Here is a 19858-nt window from a genome sequence, read left to right as displayed (position 1 = left end):
TATCGTTGTTTCAGCAGGCATACTTTTACGTTCTTGATATCAAAACCGTACGTTCTCCATATGGAAACCGTACGTTCTTGATATGGAAACCGTACGGTTTTGATATGAAAACCATAAATGGAAGCCGCTTGAAACGATAATGTAATCCAAATGCGGAAACAACTGTTCCGGGGAGAAATCAGAAAATGGGTGAGGCCGTAAAAGGAAAAGCCCTTTTCTTGATTCCATGAATAGCCACAATGCAAAAGTATACATGCGAAAGCATATTTCTTTTCATTGAAATCTTTTCCATATCACAGCTTTTCATTATCTTTGCAGCGATTATTTTTCGCAGAACATGAAGATTAAGGAGATTCTGAATGCCCTTGAGATGTTCGCGCCTCTGCCTTTGCAAGACGGATTTGATAATGCCGGACTGCAAATCGGATTGACAGACGCGGAAGCTACAGGGGCTTTGTTGTGTTTAGACGTGACTGAAGCAGTAGTGGACGAAGCGGTAACATTGGGCTACAACCTGATTATTTCGCATCATCCGCTTATTTTTAAAGGGTTTAAGTCGATTATAGGGAAAGACTATGTGGAACGGTGTGTCATCAAAGCTATCAAGAATGACATCGTTATCTATTCAATGCACACCAATTTGGACAATGCCCTGCAAGGAGTCAATTACAAGATTGCTGAAAAGATAGGGCTGAAACAGGTACGTATTTTGGAACCCAAAGAAAACGCATTATTGAAACTGGTAACATTTGTGCCTCGGAAACAAGCAGACGGAGTGCGTGACATATTATTCAAGTATGGTTGCGGATGCATCGGCAACTATGACTCGTGCAGCTACAACGTGGAAGGGAAGGGAACTTTCCGTGCGGGTAAAGGCACACATCCTTTCTGCGGCAAAATAGGCGAGTTGCATCAGGAAGACGAGGTGCGGATAGAAACTGTTCTGCCTGCATACCGCAGGCAACAGGTGACTAAAGCCTTGTTGGAAGCTCATCCGTATGAAGAACCTGCATACGATTTCTATCCGGTGCAGAATGTATGGGCACAGGCTGGGGCAGGAGTGATAGGTGAGCTGGAAGAACCGGAAACCGAAAGTGACTTCCTGCGGCGTATCAAGCAGACATTTGAAGTAGGGTGCGTAAAGCATTCGCGCATGGCAGGCAGGTTGATTCAGAAAGTCGCCTTGTGCGGAGGTGCCGGAGCTTTCCTGCTGCCCCGTGCGGTGTCAAGCCAGGCTGACGTGTTCATTACGGGCGAGATGAAATATCACGACTACTTTTATTACGAGAACAGCATTTTAATAGCAGAAATCGGTCATTACGAGAGCGAACAGTATACCAAGGAATTGATTTATTCTTTGTTAGAAAAGATGTTTCCGTCACTGGAACTCCAAATGACCCGAATCAATACAAATCCGATTAAATATTTATAATTATGGCAAGAGAAGCAAAAAAAGATCCCAGCGAACTGAGTGTGGAAGAAAAGCTGAAAGCATTGTATCAGTTGCAGACAATGTTGTCTGAAATCGATAAAATCAAGACGTTAAGAGGAGAACTTCCTTTGGAAGTGCAAGATTTGGAGGACGAAGTGACCGGACTGAGCACTCGTATTGAGAAAATCAAGGGCGAGATAGAAGAATTGAAATCGAATGTAACTACGAAACGTATCGAAATCGAATCTGCCAAAGCTTCAGTTGATAAGTATAAGGCTCAGCAAGACAATGTACGCAACAATCGTGAATATGACGTGTTGACCAAAGAGATTGAATTCCAGACGCTGGAAATAGAATTATGCGAAAAGCGTATTAAGGAATATACGGCTGCCATCGCTTCCAAACAAGAGGAAATAGAGCAAAATACCGAAAAATTGGAAGAAAGAAAGAAGGATTTGGAAACCAAGAAAAACGAATTGGATGAAATCATTTCGGAAACCAAACAGGAAGAAGAAAAACTAAGAGACAAAGCCAAAACCTTGGAAGCGACAATCGAACCTCGTTTGCTTCAGGCTTTCAAGCGCATCCGCAAGAATTCGCGCAACGGTTTGGGAATTACCTATGTGCAACGTGATGCATGTGGCGGTTGTTTCAATAAGATTCCGCCTCAGAGACAGTTGGATATCCGCATGCGTAAGAAAATTATCGTATGTGAGTATTGCGGCCGCATCATGATTGACCCTGAACTGGCAGGAGTAGTTCCGGAAAAGAAATTGGAAACTAAAGTAAAATAAAATCAGATGAGATTACGAGGAGAGGCTTGGACAAAGTCTCTCCTTTTTTTAGAAGCTGTTTTGAATTTATCGTGCGCTGATTTGGGATGAGTTTTTGAGGCATTTTCGCTTGTGTGATGAGGAAGATAGCGGGCTATCTGACGAAGAACAGGAGCGGAAAGGACCAAAAAATCGCCCAAAGCACACACGAAAACGAATACATCAAGCCAAGAAAAACTTTTTGGAGAAATTCAAAACAGCTTCTATAATTCATTGTAATTCGGAATCTCAGGCAAGAAATGATAGGAATGGGTCGCATAATCAATATGGCAGCAGTAATGATTGATTCCGTTTGTTACAATTAAATAATCAACCTTCAATACCATATTATACCGCGTGATTTGGTCGAATACCGCTTGGGTGATGTTTATATTCGGCGCTTTGTATTCCACTATCATTTTAGCCGTCAGGTTTCGGTTGTATAATACCGTATCACATCGTTTTTTCGTTCCGTTCAGATTCAGTTGTATTTCATTGGCAAGCAATCCTTGCGGATAACCTTTATGCTCTAATAAATAGTGGGTAAAATGTTGCCGCACCCATTCTTCTGGAGTCAGGGCAACGTATTTCTTACGAAGCATATCGAATATATATCTTTTCCCCTCCTTATTAGATATTTTAAACGGGTAAGGAGGCAAATTTAAAGCCAACATTTCGTACTTTTGCATAATAAGGAATTTTGTTTTGTCGGCAAAAATATAAAAAGATTACGAAAGAGAAAGACTTTATTTATGGCAAAAGAAACTACATACGAAGAAATTGTTCGGAATCTGAAGAATAAAATATATGCTCCTGTCTATTTCCTGATGGGAGAAGAAGATTACTACATCGACCGTATTGCGGATTATATTTTAGAATATGTATTGAACGATAGCGAAAAAGAATTCAATCAAACGGTTTTGTATGGGGCTGATACCGATATCGCTACCGTAATCAATGCGGCTAAACGTTATCCCATGATGTCTAAATATCAGGTGCTGGTCATTAAAGAGGCTCAGAATTTAAAGAACTTGGATGAATTGCTTTATTACCTGACGAAGCCGATGCCTTCCACAATTCTTGTTTTTTGCTATAAGCATGGTTCGCTTGACAAACGAAAAAAGCTTACAGTAGAAATAGAGAAGACAGGGGTGGTATTCGAATCGAAAAAGCTAAAAGACACCCAGCTTCCTGGTTTTATCACATCTTATTTGAAGCGCCGTCAGGTAGAGATAGAGCCTAAGGCATCTGAGCTGATGGCGGAATTTATAGGGACAGACTTAAGCCGGATGGCAAGCGAATTGGAAAAATTAATTATCACACTTCCTAAAGGCCAACGGCGGATTACTCCCGAACAAATAGAACGCAATATCGGAATCAGCAAAGACTTTAATAACTTTGAATTGCGGAATGCATTAATTGCGAAGGATGTTTTCAAGGCAAATCAGATAGTAAAATATTTTGAAGAGAACCCTAAGAGCAATCCATTGCAAGTGACACTGGCAGTCCTGTTTAATTTCTTCTCTAACTTGATGCTGGCTTATTATGCTCCGGAAAAAAACGAGCAGGGAATAGCTGCCCAACTCGGCTTACGTTCCGTTTGGCAAGCTCGCGATTACCAAACAGCCATGCGTTGTTATACAGGTGTGAAGGTGATGAAAATTATCGAAGCCATCCGTCAGTGCGATGTCCGTTCGAAAGGTGTTGGCAATGCTTCCGTTTCTGATGGAGAATTATTGCGCGAGTTGGTATATCTGATATTGCATTAATCCTATCCGTTGATTAAAATACGAACCGCAAGGGCATGGCAAATAGTTTAAACTATCCCATGTCTTTGCGGCTTTTGTTTTCAACCTATTTGTAAAATTTATTTCTCTATTATTGTATCGGATTATCTCTTGGCATATCCAATGGTTCAGCTATTACAATCGTAGTCTTTTCTCCATCGTTACAAACATTAGGAGATTCATTCAAACTCCAAACATATTTATGAGAATCGAAAAATCGGTCACATCTGAAGTTTTATCCGTAAATTTTTAAATCTCGCAGAAGCGAAGCGACTCTCTTGATTGCTGATAAAATGATTTACATTTCGATATATACATTTCTATATTTTCAATGCAAATGCAACTGTTTACATTTGTATTTTGTACATCAAAGTACATATATACATTTATCCAATTAGGTAAATACAAACGTAAAACACAATCATTATACTTGTATCATTTACTTTTATAAATGTTGATGAAAATATATTCAACGCATTTAGATACAGAATAATAAGCTAAAACCCAATAAAGTATACTTCATTATTAAAAACATGGTTTAATTTAGTCTCTTCTTGTTATATACAATTCGATATTATAGAGTTGTAAACATATAGTTGTGTATTATAAATGCCATGTAATCAAGAAATTATATTAATATATTAAAGTTGAAAAGAAGAAAATTATAGCCTGTTTACATCTGTATATCCTCTTTTTGTATACAAATGTAGTCATAGCGTGTACAAATATATAGTTTAATTTTCTATATGTATATTTGCAAATGAAAATAAAAGGCATTACATTTGTACTCGTTAAGTTTATATGTATATTTCATCATGAAGGAGCGGATTCTACAACTTATACAAGAAGAAGCGTTGACAAATGCTGAGTTTGCCGAGAAAATAGGCATTTCGACTTCTTCCTTATCACATATATTGACCGAACGGAACAAGCCCAGTTTGGAAGTCGTTATGCGTATCCATAAAGCATATCCGTTTATCAACTTAAATTGGCTGCTTTACGGCGAAGGTAACATGAAGGAGACAAATGCTTCGAATGAATCAGTTTCTTTATTTTCTGAAGGCGATGAGAATCCGGAAATTGCGGGCGTGAGTCCGGTTCATTTCGAATTTCGCAAGGAAAATGCCCCTTCTTCCACTAACAATACCCTTAAAGATCCTGTACGAGAAGAAGTTAAATACATTGAAAAGCCTCAGCCGAAGATTGTTGAAATACGTATTTTCTTCGACAATGGCACTTATCAAGTTTTTAGACCGGATAAATCTTAACGCGGGCTTATGCTTCAGAATGCAAAAGCTTAGCGTATTTTCCTATAGATTGAGGTAAATTCGTTATCTTTGTACAATAAAACGAATTTACCTCAATTTATTTATGAAAAAATACATTCTTGATTTAACTGTAACAGAAAACATACGTTTGCACGCAAACTATGTGTTGCTCAAATTGACGCAAGCCGCACCGTTACCGGAAATGCTCCCGGGACAATTTGCTGAGATTCGAGTGGACGGTTCGAACACAACATTCCTGCGCCGTCCTATTTCCATTAATTATGTAGACCGCGAGAAAAACGAAGTATGGTTCCTGATTCAATTGGTAGGAGACGGAACCCGAAAGTTAGCTACCGTACAATCGGGTGACACGGTAAATGTGGTAATGCCTTTGGGAAACGGTTTTTCGATGCCAGAAAATCCCCAAACGAAAGTCTTGCTTATCGGCGGAGGTGTAGGCACGGCTCCGCTCCTCTATTTGGGTGAAGCTTTGCTAAAGAAAGGATGCAAGCCGACATTCCTGTTAGGAGCCCGTTCGAAGAACGATTTGCTGCAATTGGAGTTGTTTGAGGCGTTGGGTAATGTATATACCACAACCGAAGACGGAAGCTACGGTGAAAAGGGATATGTAACCATGCACAGCGTATTGAAGGAAAACAAATTCGATTTGATTTGCACTTGCGGCCCTAAACCAATGATGATGGCTGTTGCCAGATATGCCGCAGCAAACGGCATTGAGTGTGAAGTTTCGTTGGAAAATACGATGGCTTGTGGTGTAGGCGCTTGTTTATGCTGTGTGGAAAACACCAAGGAAGGTCATGTGTGTGTATGTAAAGAAGGTCCGGTATTTAATATAAAGAAATTATTATGGCAGATTTGAGTGTAAACATCGGTAAACTGACATTGGCGAATCCGGTAATGACCGCATCTGGTACATTCGGTTACGGAGTCGAGTTTCAGGATTTTGTAGACTTAGAAAAGATTGGAGGCATCATTGTAAAAGGTACAACGTTACACCACCGAGAGGGGAATCCCTATCCGCGTATGGCGGAGACTCCAATGGGCATGCTGAATGCAGTAGGTTTGCAAAATAAGGGCGTGCATTATTTTGTAGAGCACATCTATCCTCAGATAAAGGACATCCGTACCAATATGATTGTAAACGTGTCGGGGTCACAGATAGAAGATTATGCTGAAACGGCAAGCATCATTGATGGTCTGGAGCATATTCCTGCCATTGAGTTGAACATCTCGTGCCCGAATGTGAAACAGGGCGGAATGGCTTTCGGAGTAACGGCACACGGAGCCTCCGAAGTAGTGTCGGCTGTACGGAAAGTTTACCATAAAACTTTAATTGTAAAACTGTCTCCCAATGTAACTGACATTACCGAAATTGCGCGTGCGGTAGAAAGTGCCGGAGCCGATAGCGTGTCACTTATTAATACGCTGTTGGGCATGGCAATTGATGCTGAAAAGCGCAAGCCCATATTATCTACCGTCACAGGTGGAATGAGCGGAGCGGCAGTAAAGCCCATTGCTTTGCGTATGGTATGGCAGGTTGCCAAAACGGTGAAGATTCCTGTCATCGGGCTGGGAGGCATTATGAATGCGCGCGATGCGATAGAGTTCTTGCTTGCCGGAGCAACGGCTGTCCAGATAGGTACTGCCAATTTTATCGATCCTGCGATAACAGTGAAAGTGGCGGAAGGCATTAACGAATACCTCGACCGTCATGGATTTGCTTCAGTAAAGGATATTATCGGGGCATTGGATGTGTAAAAAAAGTAAACACAAATTAGGCTGACATACAGAAAACACAAAGAAGGCAGATAGGCACAGATTCTTTTCACTTCTTTATCAAAAGAGAAAATACAAATCTGCGGCTATCTGCCTTCTCTGTGTTTTCCGTGCGCTATCGTGTAAAGATATATCTTACTTCAACAAGTCGGGACGTAACCGTTGGGTGCGCTCCATTGACTGCTGGAATTCCCATTCACGTATTTTCGCCTCATGTCCTGAAAGCAGGATGTCCGGCACTTTCCATCCTTTATAATCTGCAGGGCGGGTATATACAGGAGGAGCCAGTAAATTATCTTGAAAAGAATCGGATAGTGCCGACTGTTCGTCAGAAATGACTCCCGGTATTATACGTACTACGGCATCCGCTATGACAGCAGCAGCCAGTTCACCTCCTGTCAGCACATAATCGCCGATGCTGATTTCTTTGGTGATAAAATGTTCCCGGATGCGGTAGTCTATTCCCTTAAAGTGCCCGCACAGAATAATTAGATTTTGAGCCATTGATAGCGTATTCGCCATTTTTTGGTTAAACTGCTCTCCATCGGGAGTCGTGAAAATGACTTCATCATAGTCGCGTTCGCTTTTCAGTGCCGAGATGCAACGGTCTATCGGCTCAATCTTCATCACCATCCCCGCACATCCGCCAAACGGATAATCGTCCACCTTACGATAGCGGTCGAAGGTATAATCTCGCAGGTTGTGTATGTGAAATTCGGCGATGCCTTTCTTCTGTGCCCGGCTCATAATAGAGCAGTTGAAAAATCCCTCTAACATTTCGGGCAAAACGGTAATAATGTCTATTCGCATAGGTCTTGTTGTTTTCGCAAAAATTCGATAGGTAAACTAATAAGCGCAAAGGTAAGAACAATTCTTGAAAGAAACAACGCGTCCCTTTGGTATCCCATTCTTCTTGCTGGCAGAAAACAGGCAATGTTTTGTTCCTTTTCCTGCTTTTCTCTATTTTTGCCGAGAAATCAGTAACATAAAATCAATGATACAATGGAAAAGAAAACTTCTCTGAACTATAGCACAAGGTTGCTTACTGAACAAGATATCCCGCAGATGCAGAGTTTGTTCCAGTCCACCGTATTTTATGTCAATTCCAAGGATTATACTAAAGAGGAAGTTGAGGACTGGGCTTCATGCGGCGACAGTATGGAGCATTGGAAAGGACTTTTGCTGAAGAATAGCTACATAGCTGCTCTTGACAACTGGGGGAACATCATTGGCTTCTCTTCTATGAATGCTGACGGCTATCTGCACTCCTTGTTCGTCCACAAAGATTGGCAAAGAAAAGGCGTGGCAACTTTATTGCTTTCAGAGGTGGAAAAGATGGCGGATGAATATGGAGTGCGTAAGATAAGCACCGAAGTCAGTATTACCGCCCGCCCTTTCTTCGAGAAACGGGGCTATAGAGTTGTGAAAGAGCAAAAGGCGAAAGCCAACCGGCTTTATCTGACAAACTTTGTAATGGAGAAAATGTTATAAATTTGCATTTTATATTCAAAGTCATTATCTTTGCACCCGAATTTTTACCCAAACATCCATGAACAGAAGAGTGACATACATGAATTTAAGCCGCAGACGGGCAGGGTTGCAAGTCTGCCGGGGCGTGCATGTCCATTGGTTCAGCGGATTCATCTAACGATATTAGCTTAGAGTCTTAATTCCCTTTTTGTCTAATTCTTTAAGTTAATATTTCAATATGTACATCATTTTATTATTACTGCTCCTTAGCATAGGAGCAGGGCATTTGTTGCGCAAAGTCCGCTTTGTGCAAAAGGTGGAACACGGTTCCCGATATACTATATTCGCATTGCTATTTGTTTTCGGCGTTTCTATTGGTTCGAATAAAGCGTTGTTGGAAAACATTATGCAATTGGGTGGACGAGCTGTAGTCATCGCCTTGCTGGGTGTAGCGGGAAGCCTCGTGGCAGCCCGCTTGTTCCAACGTATTTGGAAAGAGGGAAAAGGAGGTGCGGAATGAAAGAGAACGCATTGCTTTTGCTCAGCTTGCTCTGCGGCATTGGTTTAGGATGGACTGGTTTAGATATGGACTGGCTGTCTCATCCTTCTCTTCCTACTTGGCTGTTATCCCTGCTGGTGTTGCAGGTAGGTATCGGCATTGGCTCTAAAGGTGACTTGCGTCTGTTGTTTCATTCGTTCCGCTGGCAGATGCTGTTGCTTCCTTTCTTTACCATTATTGGTACACTTTTATTCACAGCTCTTGCGGGAATTCTGTTCCATGACTGGCAGATGAGCGACATCCTTGCTACAGGCAGTGGTTTCGGTTATTATTCGCTCTCCTCTGTCCTAATTTCAAAGATGAAAGGAGCTGTTGCAGGACAAGAAACTGCAACCCAGATTGCCGCCGTTGCACTAATTGCCAATGTTGTGCGTGAAATGGTTTCCTTGTTCGGTACATCCTTCTTCAACGGCAAGGGAGGACGTTTTGCACCTATTTCCGTTGCAGGTATTAATTCGATGGATGTTTGCCTGCCGATTATTCTTAAAGTTACAGGCGACAAGGGGCTGTTGCCTGTAGCTGTCATTCATGGCATCATTCTCGAGATTAGTGTTCCTATCCTGATTTCGTTGTTCTGCGTGTAGCAGGTAAGGGTTTTCATAGCCGATGCATTCTTGAAATCTGCATTTATCTGTGCCTTTCTGTGCTATCTTGTGCTCTATTTCCGCAGATTTTTTCTACTTTTGCGTGAAACATCATCCGTAACTATTATGACAGAAATAGAAAGAATCGACCAGTTGCGTGAAGAATTGCACCTTCACAACTATAAATATTATGTAGAGAATGCGCCCGTCATCTCCGACCAGGAGTTCGACCACCTGATGCGCGAACTGCAAGACCTCGAAGCCCGTCATCCGGAGCATTACGACCCCAATTCGCCCTCGGTGCGGGTGGGCAGCGACATCAATAAAAACTTTGTCCAGGTAGAGCACCGTTATCCGATGCTTTCGTTAGGGAATACTTATTCGCAAGCCGAAGTGACGGAGTTTTACGAACGCATCGCTAAAGCACTGAACGAAGATTTTGAAATCTGCTGCGAACTGAAATACGATGGTACTTCCATTTCGTTGACTTATGAAAACGGCAAGCTGGTACGTGCCGTGACACGTGGAGACGGTGTGCGAGGCGATGACGTGACCGATAATGTGAAGACCATTCGGGCTATTCCGCTGGTGCTGCACGGCGACGGCTATCCCCGCCAATTCGAAATGCGCGGCGAAGTGCTGATGCCCTGGAAGGTGTTCGAGGAACTGAACCGCGAACGCGAACTACGTGAAGAGCCTTTGTTTGCCAATCCGAGAAATGCGGCTTCGGGCACGCTGAAGTTGCAGAACTCTGCCGAAGTAGCAGCCCGCAAGCTTGACTCTTACCTTTATTATATGTTGGGCGAAAACCTGCCTCACGACGGACACTATGAAAACCTGCAAGAGGCTGCCCGATGGGGCTTCAAGGTTTCGCACGTGACACGCAAGGTGAAGACCCTGCAGGAGATATTCGACTTCATCAATTATTGGGATGTAGAACGGAAGAATCTGCCCGTGGCTACCGATGGCATTGTGTTAAAGGTAAATTCTTTGCGCCAGCAACGCAATTTGGGCTATACAGCCAAATCGCCGCGTTGGGCTATCGCCTACAAGTTTCAGGCAGAACGTGCTTTGACCCGATTGCTGAAAGTCACTTATCAGGTAGGGCGCACGGGAGCCGTAACGCCTGTCGCTAATTTGGAACCCGTGCAATTGGCAGGAACGGTAGTCAAACGCGCTTCGTTGCACAACGCCGACATCATTGCCTCACTTGATTTGCATATTGGCGATAACGTCTATGTAGAAAAGGGAGGCGAAATCATTCCGAAAATAACAGGTGTAGACGTGGCATCCCGTCCCGAAGGAAGCGAGAAAGTAACCTTCATCACCCATTGTCCCGAATGTGGAAGCCCGTTGGTGCGTTACGAAGACGAGGCCGCCTATTACTGCACCAACGAAAGTTCCTGTCCGCCGCAGATAAAAGGGAAGATCGAGCATTTTATCAGCCGCCGTGCGATGAACATCGAAGGCTTGGGACCTGAAACCGTCGACCAATTCTACCAGGAAGGACTGATACACGATGTAGCAGACCTCTACACGCTGAAGGCAGAAGACCTCGTACGGCTAGAACGCATGGGCGAAAAGTCGGCAGAGAACATCATTCAGGGTATTGCCCGTTCACGGGAAGTGCCTTACGAAAGGGTGCTTTTTGCATTAGGCATCCGCTTTGTAGGCGAAACAGTGGCAAAGAAAGTGGCACGTGCTTTTCGTTCCATCGAGGCATTGGCTACAGCTACGCTTGACGACCTGATTCACGTGGACGAAATCGGCGAGAAGATAGCTGGCAGCATACTGCGTTATTTTGCCGACGAGAAAAACCGCAACCTTATCGAACGCTTGCGTACGGCTGGGCTGAAGCTGGAAGCCGATGAAGAAGACCTTGCAGGGCATACCGATAAGCTACAGGGAAAGTCGATTGTCATTAGCGGCGTATTCGCCCGTCATTCGCGCGATGAATATAAGGAGATGATAGAGAAACACGGAGGGAAGAACGTGGGCAGTATCTCGAAAAAGACCAGTTTCATCCTTGCCGGCGAAAACATGGGACCCAGCAAGCTGGAAAAAGCCCGTGCGCTGAACATCCCTGTCATGGGCGAAGACGAGTTCCTGGCGATGGTAGGCGAACAGTGAGGGGCAGCCTTTCCGTCCTTACAGGCAGAAAGGGAAATTCGCTTATTATTTTAAGAAGCTGTTTTGAATTTATCGTGCGATGATTTGGGATGAGTTTTTGAGGCATTTTCGCTTCTGTGATGAGGAAGATAGCGGGCTATCTGACGAAGAACAGGAGCGAAAAGGACCAAAAAATCGCCCAAAGCACACACGAAAAAGGATACATCAAGCCAAGAAAAACTTTTTGGAGAAATTCAAAACAGCTTCTAAGAACCTGATAAAATATTACCTTATTGGAAAATTTAAACAGGCTCTAAAAGTAAAAAAGTGATAAGATTGCCATTCAATAAGAAAATATTCGTACTTTTGCGAAACTATTACCGCGTTTATATTTTGATTTATGATACGAAGAAAGTTGAGAGGAATGGGAGTGGCATTGGTCACTCCTTTCAATGAAGACGGAAGTGTGGATTACGACGCACTCGTCAGACTGGTGGAATTCCAGATACAAAATGGGACAGACTTCTTGTGCGTGCTGGGCACCACTGCTGAAACACCGACATTGACAGCCGATGAAAAGAAAAAGATAAAACAGACCGTCATCGAACGGGCAAACGGACGGGTACCCATTTTGCTGGGTGTAAGCAGCAACTGCACGCAGACGGTGGTCGACACGCTGAAGAACGATGATATGACAGGGGTGGACGCCGTACTGGTTGCCGTTCCCTATTACAATAAACCTTCGCAGGAAGGCATTTACCAGCACTACAAGGCTATTGCGCAGGCTACCAAGCTGCCGGTAGTACTCTACAACGTGCCGGGACGTACAGGCGTGAACATGACTGCCGAGACTACCTTACGTCTGGCACGTGACTTCGAGAATATCGTGGCAATCAAGGAAGCTTCGGGAAACATCACGCAAATGGATGACATCATCAAGAACAAGCCTGCCAATTTTGATGTCATTTCGGGCGATGACGGCATCACGTTCCCACTCATCACCCTGGGGGCTGTAGGGGTTATTTCGGTTATCGGAAATGCTTTCCCGCGTGAATTCAGCCGTATGACACGTTTGGCATTGGCTGGCGATTATCCCAGTGCACTGGCAATCCATCACCAGTTCACCGAACTGTTCAAGTTGCTATTCGTTGACGGTAATCCGGCAGGCGTAAAGGCAATGCTCAGCATGATGGGAATGATTAAGAACCGCCTGCGCCTTCCGCTGGTTCCCACGCGCATCACTACCTTCGAAGAAATGCGCCGCATCCTGAACGAACTGCAAGTGAAATGCTGACAAGGCACGGATGAAAAAACGTGCGGTCGCGTTGGCTCATACGACCGCACGTACAGGCTTACACGTCAGGCTGTGTCGGCTGTCATGACCTGATGTGTTAAGGTCTCCGTTCAATAATAGCATTCATGATATACCTCAAAGTACATAATACCCCGTTCCGGCAAAAAGCGAATCTTATCTTCTCTTGCTAACCAGCCGATGGCAGAAGCCAATTCCAACGGATGCAATTCCGTGATTTTCACCAGTTCTTCCCACGAATGTCTGCGGTCGTGTAACACACGCCATACGATGCCTGCATTTTCTCCAATCTGACAGTTATTCATAAGCTTGAAAGTTGAGTGTTGAGATATGCCGTCCGGTAATATTTGGGCGACATGCCTTTGTGCGCCTTGAAATATTTCCCGAAAAAAGAAAGATTAGGAAATTTCAGTTCATTGACAATTTCCTTAATAGAAGACTGAGTATGACAAAGCATGTACTCGATTTCCCAGATAGCCGTTTCATTAATCCATTCTGTTGGAGTCTTACCACTGCATTCTTTCACTACAGCTGTCAGGTATTTAGGAGAAATACACAATTCGGAAGCATAAAATGCGACCTTGCGCTCTTTACCCCGGTGCAGAAACAACAGGTCTTTAAACCGGGCATACAAGGCTTCACCGCTTGACTTATAGAGATAGCTTTTATCCTTTGCATGATTGAAACGCACCAAAATCCGGTTCTCTTTTACCAACAGTCCGATGAGTGTGGACAATTCCATGAAACCTAATCCGGTAGTTGCTTTCAGATTATCGAAAGACAGACTACTGCTGCAGTTCTTTATAGCATCAAGAACCGCCTGTTTTTCTGATTGTTTATATTCCATAGTTTTCTGATTTTAAGTTTTTTCTTGTTTACAATAGGGTACACATAGGACGAATAATATGCTGCCCATGCAAATCCAGATGGTAGAGCCGGTGATGTCTTTCATCGCTACCAAAGTGGCTTGCAAGGAAACCTGCCCTTTTATCAGGGTAGAAGCCCAGCGGGAAGCCTCGAAACTGTCTTTTCCTTGCCGCTGCCCGAGGTAAGCCGCTTGGACAAACGGAGCCGAAGACTGCGGATTGTCCAGACGGACATCCTGCGCGAAACGAGTGATGTAATACTGCTGCCTCTCCTGCAACCAGTTGGCGTAAACCGAAGTACCGATGCAGGAGCCACCACATTGCGCACCGCTACCATCAGGAAGAGCCAGGTGGCAAACCTCGAACAAATGTTGGAAGTATTGGACTTACGCCACGAAAAGATGTTGCAAGCCACTGCTTTCCGGTCGGGAAAACTGTTACGGCTGGCAGTACAAAATTTGATACAGGCTTTCCTGTTCGAGTTGATGGAAATCTATTTTGACAGTTCTCCCGTGGAAGAATCGCGGCAAGGTAGAGAAGAGCAGATATTCAATACCTTTCTTATGTCGGTACACCGACACTGCGACAAGAAACGCTCGGTCATGTTTTATGCAGACGAACAGAATCTGTCGCCCAACTATCTTTCGTCCGTAGTCAGGGCAAAATCGGGACGTATCGCCATCCGGTGGATAGAAACCATCACCCTCATTCACGCTCAGCATTATTTGGTCTCTACCCGCCTAAGCGTGAAAGAAGTGGCAGAAAAGCTGAACTTTCCCGACCAATCTACTTTTGGCCGCTATTTCAAGAAACTATGCGGGGCTTCTCCCAAAGAATATCGAAAAAAGCTCTCCGAGTCATGATACGTCCCTTTAAGAAACTGTTTTGAAAAAGCATACACGAAAACGGAAACATCAAGATGAGAAAATTGGAGAAATTCAAAACAGTTTCTATGATTGCTATTGCTTGCTTCCGCCTTTCTTCTGAGGCCGCCGGTTGTTGAACGAACGTTTTTTCCAACCTCCTTTTCCCTTGTTCCCGGGTTTGTTCCGGCTGCTGGTGTGCGGGGCATAAACAGGAGCTTCGCCCAATTCGGCTGGGACAGGCAGCTTATAAATCTCTTTCCCTAAAAAATCCTCTATCTGCTTGAAGCGGGTTTGTTCATTTTCACTGACAAACGTAATGGCACATCCGTCATTGTTGGCGCGTGCCGTACGTCCGATACGGTGCACATAGTCTTCGCTGTCATGAGGCACATCGTAATTAATAACCAAACGGATATCATCGATGTCAATGCCTCGTGCCACAATATCGGTAGCTACCAGCATGTTGATGCGCCCGTTACGGAACTCGTGCATAATCTCGTCACGCTGGCTCTGCTCAAGGTCGGAGTGCATCTCGCCCACATTCAACTTGAGTCGCTTCAATGCCTTGGTTACCTCTTTTACTTTCAGCTTTGAAGACGCAAAAATGATGACCCGTTCCGGTTCCTGCTGCCTGAACAGGCTTTCGATGATGCCTAACTTTTGCGCTTCGTAGCAAATGTATGCCGCCTGAATGATTTTGTCGGCAGGTTTTGATACCGCAAGTTTTACTTCCGCAGGGTCATGCAGGATGCTTTGTGCCAGTTGTTGTATCTTGGCTGGCATCGTGGCGGAGAACATGATTGTCTGTCTTTCCTTGGGCAGGTATTTCACAATCTGCATAATGTCATCCGAAAAACCCATATCCAACATCCGGTCGGCTTCGTCAAGTATAAAAAAGGAGACTTTCGACAAATCGACGTACCCCAGACTCAAATGACTGATGAGACGTCCCGGAGTAGCAATCACGACATCTGCTCCCAGTGTCAATCCTTTCTTCTCCTGTTCGAACCGTATCCCGTCATTTCCTCCATAGATGGCTACACTGGAGACAGGCATAAAATAAGAAAAGCCTTCCATCTGCTGGTCGATTTGCTGTGCCAGTTCACGGGTGGGTGCCATAATCACACAATTGATGGCATCGGCAGGATATCCTCCCTTGCTCAGCTGGTTGATGACGGGCAACAAATAAGCTGCGGTTTTGCCTGTACCCGTTTGCGCCACGCCTATCAGGTCTCTACCCTCTAAAATGACAGGGATGGTCTGTTCCTGCACCGGAGTACATTCTTTAAAGTTCATCGCATCGAGTGCATCCAAGACACTCTCTTCCAAATTCAGTTCAGTAAACTTCATATATATCGTTTCTATTATATTCAACTGTTGGCACGTTCGTCCAAATACGAATCTTTGAAGCCCAAGAAATAAAGCACACCGTCCAGCCCGATGGTATTGATAGACTGACGTGCATTCGCTTTTACTTTGGGTTTGGCATGGAAAGCAATCCCCAAACCTGCTACCGACAACATCGGCAGGTCGTTGGCTCCGTCACCTACGGCAATGGTTTGTGCAATATCCACATTCTCTACCTGAGCAATCAACTGCAGCAGTTCTGCTTTCCGCTTTCCGTCTACAATGTCACCTACATAACGTCCGGTAAGCTTCCCGTCGACAATCTCCAGATTATTGGCATACATGTAATCAATTCCGAACTTCTCTTTCAGATAATTGCCGAAGTATGTGAATCCGCCGGAAAGAATCGCAATTTTATAACCGTATTTCTTCAACACGTACATCAAGCGTTCTACTCCTTCGGTGATGGGCAGGTGTTCGGCAATATCCCTCATTACGCGTTCATCCAACCCTTTGAGAAGTGCCACGCGCTCTGTAAAGCTTTCGCGGAAATCAATTTCGCCACGCATCGCCCGTTCGGTAATGGCACGTACCTGTTCGCCTACGCCTGCACGTTCCGCCAGTTCGTCTATCACTTCGGTTTTGATGAGTGTAGAGTCCATATCGAAACATATCAGACGGCGCATCCGGCGGTACATCGTATCCTTTTGGAAGGAGAAGTCCATCTCCAGCCGGTTGCTCAGCTTCATCAGCTGGCTTTGCAGTTCATCGGTGTCATGGGGAGTCCCTCGTACGGAAAACTCAATACAGGCACGTACCCGCGCTTTTTGCTCATCTAAGGGAATACGGCCCGTCAACCGTCGGATGGCATCGATGTTCAATCCCTGTGCGGCAAGGATTTCCGTGGCTCCAGCTATCTGCTGGGCGGTCAGCTTACGCCCCAACAAAGTCAGGATGTAGCGGTTCTTGCCTTGCATGTTGACCCATTCCTCGTATTCCTCCGTCGAAATGGGATAAAAACGGATGTTAATGCCCAGCTCGGAGGCCTTGAACAGCAAGTCCTTCATCACGTTGCCTGAATCTGTTTCACGGCATTTGAAAAGAATGCCCAGCGATAGCGTACTATGGATATCTGCCTGTCCGATATCCATGATATCCACTTCGTAACGCGAAAGTATTTCGGTAATGGAAGCCGTCAGTCCCGGACGGTCCAGTCCGCTGATGCGTATTAAGATGAGTTCTGTGTTCGTACTGTCCATGCTTATTTATTCAAACTGTTATTCTTTGCAAATATACATGATTATTTTGATACGGAACCGGATTTCGGATTGGAAAACTAGGCAAGTACATCAAATTTGTGGGTAATTTGTGGGCATTTGCCGTTTTAAGATGCACTTATGTCCGTTGGCTTGTGCACATAGGTGCGCCGGCTGATGGACATAAGTGCATTGACTGACGAGTATAAGTTCATTTCTTTACCTGACGGGATGGAAGCTGAACCGGAAGTGTACAAACACAGTCCCTAAATATATAAGGAGAGGCATGCCAGTCTACGGCAGGAGTCCAGCGGGGCATTTCCCGGATGAAGCGCAACACCTGTTCGTCAAAGTCGGGGAAAGGTCCGGGACGAAGCACCTTTACCTCTTCCGGATAACCATAATCCGTAATCTTGAAACGGTAAACACCTCGTACCCCTGAAGCATTGCCCTGTCCATAAACTTCAATCAGGTTCTGCTTGAAATATTGTTGCAGCTTATACATGCCTCCCGGAAAACTGGCAGACGAATCATAGCCGACAAACATCGAGTCGGCACAGGCTTCTCATTCCTGTTTTTCTTTCAGACGGCGCAGGTAACGATAAGGGCGGAACTGCACATAAATGCCATACGTGCAGGAGACAGGCTTTCCTTGTTTGTCAAGTGCCGGAAGAGCATGCGGCATTTGCCTGAGCAGACGTGTCACCTCCTCCGCAAAAGACTCATGGCTGCTTTGTATCGTCAGGATGTTTGTGGCAATTCCCAAGGTGTCCAAGTCAAGCTGGCAGAATGCATAGCCTCCCTTGCCTTGCTTCAGCATTTCTTCCGGATAAATCATGTTATCGTAACAATAGGCTTCTATCGTGGGATATCCGGCAAAACGAGCCGTATCGCCCAACGTTTCGCGGGGAGTCAGCAAGCCTCTTGCCCAGATACCGTGCCAGGCAGGAAAACGGTCTTCGGGGAGCGGGTCATTCTGTATTTCTTCCCATAACCGGTTGGCTGTATGCTCTGTCTGTTCCCAGTCTGTTTCGTGATGCATGATACGTTGGAATACAGAATCACTCCAATCGACCAGCTTCCGGCAAAAGGAACTGTCTGTTAAAGGTGTCCATATTTGTGTCAGATGAAATGCGTCCGCAGAATCGGGTATCGCAAAATAACACGTGTAGCCATCCAGTCCCATTGTGTTGAAATCTGTATCTTCCGCCAGCCGGATAGCCTTCTTGAAAAGACGTTGCACGGCTTGGCATACAGAGAGGGAGACCGCAACCTTGTGTTTACAGAAGGTGGAATCGGGAGCAGAAAAGCCATTTCCCTTTATCGCATAAAGTGTGGCTTGCTTCCGATGCCCATTTTCCTGCAATCCCCACATCCGGAAATAATCTCCCCATGCAGCGTAATGCAGGTAGCAAACCTGTGTATGGAGTGAAAGCGTACGTGTAAGAAATTGTCTTATCTCTTGTCTCTTGGCCGTATCGTTTACCAGTTCCAAATAACGGTAAGTGTCTTGTGCCGGCAGCCACACGGCATTCAAGAGTAAGCCTAACAGGAAAAGAAAACGTTTCATAATCCGTATCCTTATTTTTATGAATGATTGTAAAACCCGATTGGAATCATGCCCTAAATATGCGAAAAAGAAACGATAATACCAAGCATAAGAGAGATGGATTTTATGCTGAAAAACATAATTTTTCTTATTTTTAGATACAATGAAAGCCTAAAATGCCTATCTTTGCAGCGATTTCAAAACGAAATGGGAAGTAGTGGCACAAATGTTACGCTTTCTATCCAACGATGTTCCGGGAAGAAATCACTGTAGAACGACAGTCCCGGATAGTATTAACTAAAATCAAATTACATGACTAAAAATGTAAAATGGTTTTTTGTTGTATTAGTATTCAGTTCTTTGATTTCTCTTGCGTTCAGTAAAGAGAATGTTCATGCAGAGAAGTTGCAGGAAGGTGACAAGATTCCTGCGTTGGTTCTTTGCGACACCGTGCAGCCGCTCGACCTGCACTCCGCCCGTGAAGGGTATACGTTGTTGAGCTTCTGGGCAAGTTACGATGCGGTGTCCAGGCAAAATAATGCCGCATTGGCGCATTTGGCCGGCGAGACGGGCCAAGTGGAAATGCTCTCTGTTTCCTTCGACCGCTATGCATCGGTATTCCATGCAACGGTAGAGCAGGATGGACTAGAGGATGTCCGCTGCTTTGTGGAAACGAACGGTTCCGATTCGGAGGCATTTCGCGCGTTTGACCTCAAGCAGGGTTTCACCAATTATCTGGTGGACAGCAAAGGGGTGATTGTGGCGAAAAACGTGACTCCCGCCGAATTGGCTTCTTACCTGAAAAAGTAAAGAAGATTCTTTTGACTTGAATACAACAAAAAGC

23 protein-coding genes are annotated in these 19858 nt (G+C 44.7%); 14 read left to right on the top strand and 9 right to left on the bottom strand.

What is annotated here, in order from left to right:
- Nucleotides 1-337: 337 nt before the first annotated feature.
- Together BACSA_RS03275 and BACSA_RS03270 are read left to right on the top strand one after the other, a co-directional pair.
- On the top strand, nt 338-1432 hold the full coding sequence (locus BACSA_RS03275; RefSeq protein ID WP_013616698.1) for a Nif3-like dinuclear metal center hexameric protein: 1095 nt from the start codon (nt 338-340) through the stop codon (nt 1430-1432).
- 2 nt (nt 1433-1434) lie between these two features.
- Nucleotides 1435-2226, top strand: a complete 792-nt coding sequence (locus tag BACSA_RS03270) for a zinc ribbon domain-containing protein (protein WP_013616697.1) — start codon at nt 1435-1437, stop codon at nt 2224-2226.
- A gap of 242 nt (nt 2227-2468) precedes the next feature.
- Here the strand turns inward: BACSA_RS03270 and BACSA_RS03265 are convergent, their stop codons facing one another.
- Nucleotides 2469-2918, bottom strand: coding sequence for a type I restriction enzyme HsdR N-terminal domain-containing protein (locus tag BACSA_RS03265; RefSeq protein WP_041584206.1), 450 nt, complete (start codon nt 2916-2918; stop codon nt 2469-2471).
- 78 nt (nt 2919-2996) lie between these two features.
- Here BACSA_RS03265 and holA point away from each other — a divergent pair, with 78 nt between their 5' ends.
- The 4 genes from holA (at nt 2997) to BACSA_RS03245 (ending at nt 7078) form a co-directional block, all read left to right on the top strand.
- Nucleotides 2997-4013, top strand: coding sequence for a DNA polymerase III subunit delta (gene holA, locus BACSA_RS03260; protein WP_013616695.1), 1017 nt, complete (start codon nt 2997-2999; stop codon nt 4011-4013).
- Between the two features lie 833 nt (nt 4014-4846).
- Complete coding sequence (locus tag BACSA_RS03255) at nt 4847-5299, top strand: helix-turn-helix domain-containing protein (protein WP_052306017.1); 453 nt, start codon at nt 4847-4849, stop codon at nt 5297-5299.
- A gap of 103 nt (nt 5300-5402) precedes the next feature.
- Nucleotides 5403-6179 carry a dihydroorotate dehydrogenase electron transfer subunit gene (locus tag BACSA_RS03250; RefSeq protein ID WP_013616693.1) on the top strand — a complete coding sequence of 259 codons (777 nt, stop codon included), beginning with the start codon at nt 5403-5405 and terminating at the stop codon, nt 6177-6179.
- Nucleotides 6167-7078, top strand: coding sequence for a dihydroorotate dehydrogenase (locus tag BACSA_RS03245; RefSeq protein WP_013616692.1), 912 nt, complete (start codon nt 6167-6169; stop codon nt 7076-7078). The genes BACSA_RS03250 and BACSA_RS03245 overlap by 13 nt, the downstream gene beginning before the upstream one ends.
- A gap of 153 nt (nt 7079-7231) precedes the next feature.
- Here the strand turns inward: BACSA_RS03245 and trmD are convergent, their stop codons facing one another.
- On the bottom strand, nt 7232-7906 hold the full coding sequence (gene trmD / locus BACSA_RS03240) for a tRNA (guanosine(37)-N1)-methyltransferase TrmD (RefSeq protein ID WP_013616691.1): 675 nt from the start codon (nt 7904-7906) through the stop codon (nt 7232-7234).
- Nucleotides 7907-8098: 192 nt separating this feature from the next.
- Here trmD and BACSA_RS03235 point away from each other — a divergent pair, with 192 nt between their 5' ends.
- From BACSA_RS03235 to dapA, 6 genes are all read left to right on the top strand, one after another.
- Nucleotides 8099-8587 carry a GNAT family N-acetyltransferase gene (locus tag BACSA_RS03235; protein WP_013616690.1) on the top strand — a complete coding sequence of 163 codons (489 nt, stop codon included), beginning with the start codon at nt 8099-8101 and terminating at the stop codon, nt 8585-8587.
- Between the two features lie 217 nt (nt 8588-8804).
- Nucleotides 8805-9086 (top strand): LysO family transporter, encoded by a 282-nt coding sequence (locus tag BACSA_RS03230; RefSeq protein WP_013616688.1) that lies wholly within the window; start codon nt 8805-8807, stop codon nt 9084-9086.
- Nucleotides 9083-9709 (top strand): lysine exporter LysO family protein, encoded by a 627-nt coding sequence (locus BACSA_RS03225; protein WP_013616687.1) that lies wholly within the window; start codon nt 9083-9085, stop codon nt 9707-9709. Before BACSA_RS03230 ends, BACSA_RS03225 begins: the two co-directional genes overlap by 4 nt.
- Nucleotides 9710-9835: 126 nt before the next feature.
- On the top strand, nt 9836-11839 hold the full coding sequence (ligA, locus tag BACSA_RS03220; protein WP_013616686.1) for an NAD-dependent DNA ligase LigA: 2004 nt from the start codon (nt 9836-9838) through the stop codon (nt 11837-11839).
- Nucleotides 11840-11918: 79 nt separating this feature from the next.
- Complete coding sequence (locus tag BACSA_RS20065; RefSeq protein WP_041583862.1) at nt 11919-12149, top strand: hypothetical protein; 231 nt, start codon at nt 11919-11921, stop codon at nt 12147-12149.
- A 69-nt stretch (nt 12150-12218) separates the two neighbouring features.
- Nucleotides 12219-13112 carry a 4-hydroxy-tetrahydrodipicolinate synthase gene (gene dapA / locus BACSA_RS03210; protein ID WP_013616685.1) on the top strand — a complete coding sequence of 298 codons (894 nt, stop codon included), beginning with the start codon at nt 12219-12221 and terminating at the stop codon, nt 13110-13112.
- 110 nt (nt 13113-13222) lie between these two features.
- On the opposite strand, the gene BACSA_RS03205 is transcribed toward dapA, so the two are convergent.
- From BACSA_RS03205 to BACSA_RS03195, 3 genes are read right to left on the bottom strand one after another with little or no spacing between them, the layout of a single operon-like run.
- On the bottom strand, nt 13223-13435 hold the full coding sequence (locus BACSA_RS03205; protein ID WP_013616684.1) for a winged helix-turn-helix domain-containing protein: 213 nt from the start codon (nt 13433-13435) through the stop codon (nt 13223-13225).
- The gene (locus BACSA_RS03200) at nt 13432-13977 is read right to left on the bottom strand and encodes a helix-turn-helix domain-containing protein (protein WP_013616683.1); all 546 of its coding nucleotides are present in this window, start codon (nt 13975-13977) and stop codon (nt 13432-13434) included. Before BACSA_RS03200 ends, BACSA_RS03205 begins: the two co-directional genes overlap by 4 nt.
- 12 nt (nt 13978-13989) lie before the next feature.
- Entirely contained in the window at nt 13990-14364 is a 375-nt protein-coding gene (locus BACSA_RS03195; protein WP_041583861.1) for a hypothetical protein, read from the bottom strand.
- Between BACSA_RS03195 and BACSA_RS03190 the strand changes: the two genes are divergently transcribed.
- On the top strand, nt 14365-14859 hold the full coding sequence (locus tag BACSA_RS03190; protein ID WP_041583860.1) for an AraC family transcriptional regulator: 495 nt from the start codon (nt 14365-14367) through the stop codon (nt 14857-14859).
- A 96-nt stretch (nt 14860-14955) separates the two neighbouring features.
- On the opposite strand, the gene BACSA_RS03185 is transcribed toward BACSA_RS03190, so the two are convergent.
- From BACSA_RS03185 to BACSA_RS03170, 4 genes are all read right to left on the bottom strand, one after another.
- A complete protein-coding gene (locus BACSA_RS03185) occupies nt 14956-16212 on the bottom strand; it encodes a DEAD/DEAH box helicase (RefSeq protein WP_013616681.1) in 1257 nt (418 codons plus the stop codon).
- 20 nt (nt 16213-16232) lie between these two features.
- Entirely contained in the window at nt 16233-17468 is a 1236-nt protein-coding gene (gene serB, locus BACSA_RS03180) for a phosphoserine phosphatase SerB (protein ID WP_013616680.1), read from the bottom strand.
- Between the two features lie 208 nt (nt 17469-17676).
- On the bottom strand, nt 17677-18012 hold the full coding sequence (locus BACSA_RS03175) for an energy transducer TonB (RefSeq protein WP_013616679.1): 336 nt from the start codon (nt 18010-18012) through the stop codon (nt 17677-17679).
- A gap of 18 nt (nt 18013-18030) precedes the next feature.
- A complete protein-coding gene (locus BACSA_RS03170) occupies nt 18031-19035 on the bottom strand; it encodes an energy transducer TonB (RefSeq protein ID WP_013616678.1) in 1005 nt (334 codons plus the stop codon).
- 291 nt (nt 19036-19326) lie between these two features.
- Between BACSA_RS03170 and BACSA_RS03165 the strand changes: the two genes are divergently transcribed.
- On the top strand, nt 19327-19824 hold the full coding sequence (locus tag BACSA_RS03165; protein ID WP_013616677.1) for a thioredoxin family protein: 498 nt from the start codon (nt 19327-19329) through the stop codon (nt 19822-19824).
- Nucleotides 19825-19858 lie beyond the last annotated feature (34 nt).

The sequence above is a fragment of the Phocaeicola salanitronis DSM 18170 genome, assembly GCF_000190575.1.
In the GTDB taxonomy this organism is placed as follows: Bacteria; Bacteroidota; Bacteroidia; order Bacteroidales; family Bacteroidaceae; genus Phocaeicola; species Phocaeicola salanitronis.
The sequence above is the reverse complement of the archived record's forward strand: the minus strand, read 5'-3'. Positions and strand labels throughout refer to the sequence as shown.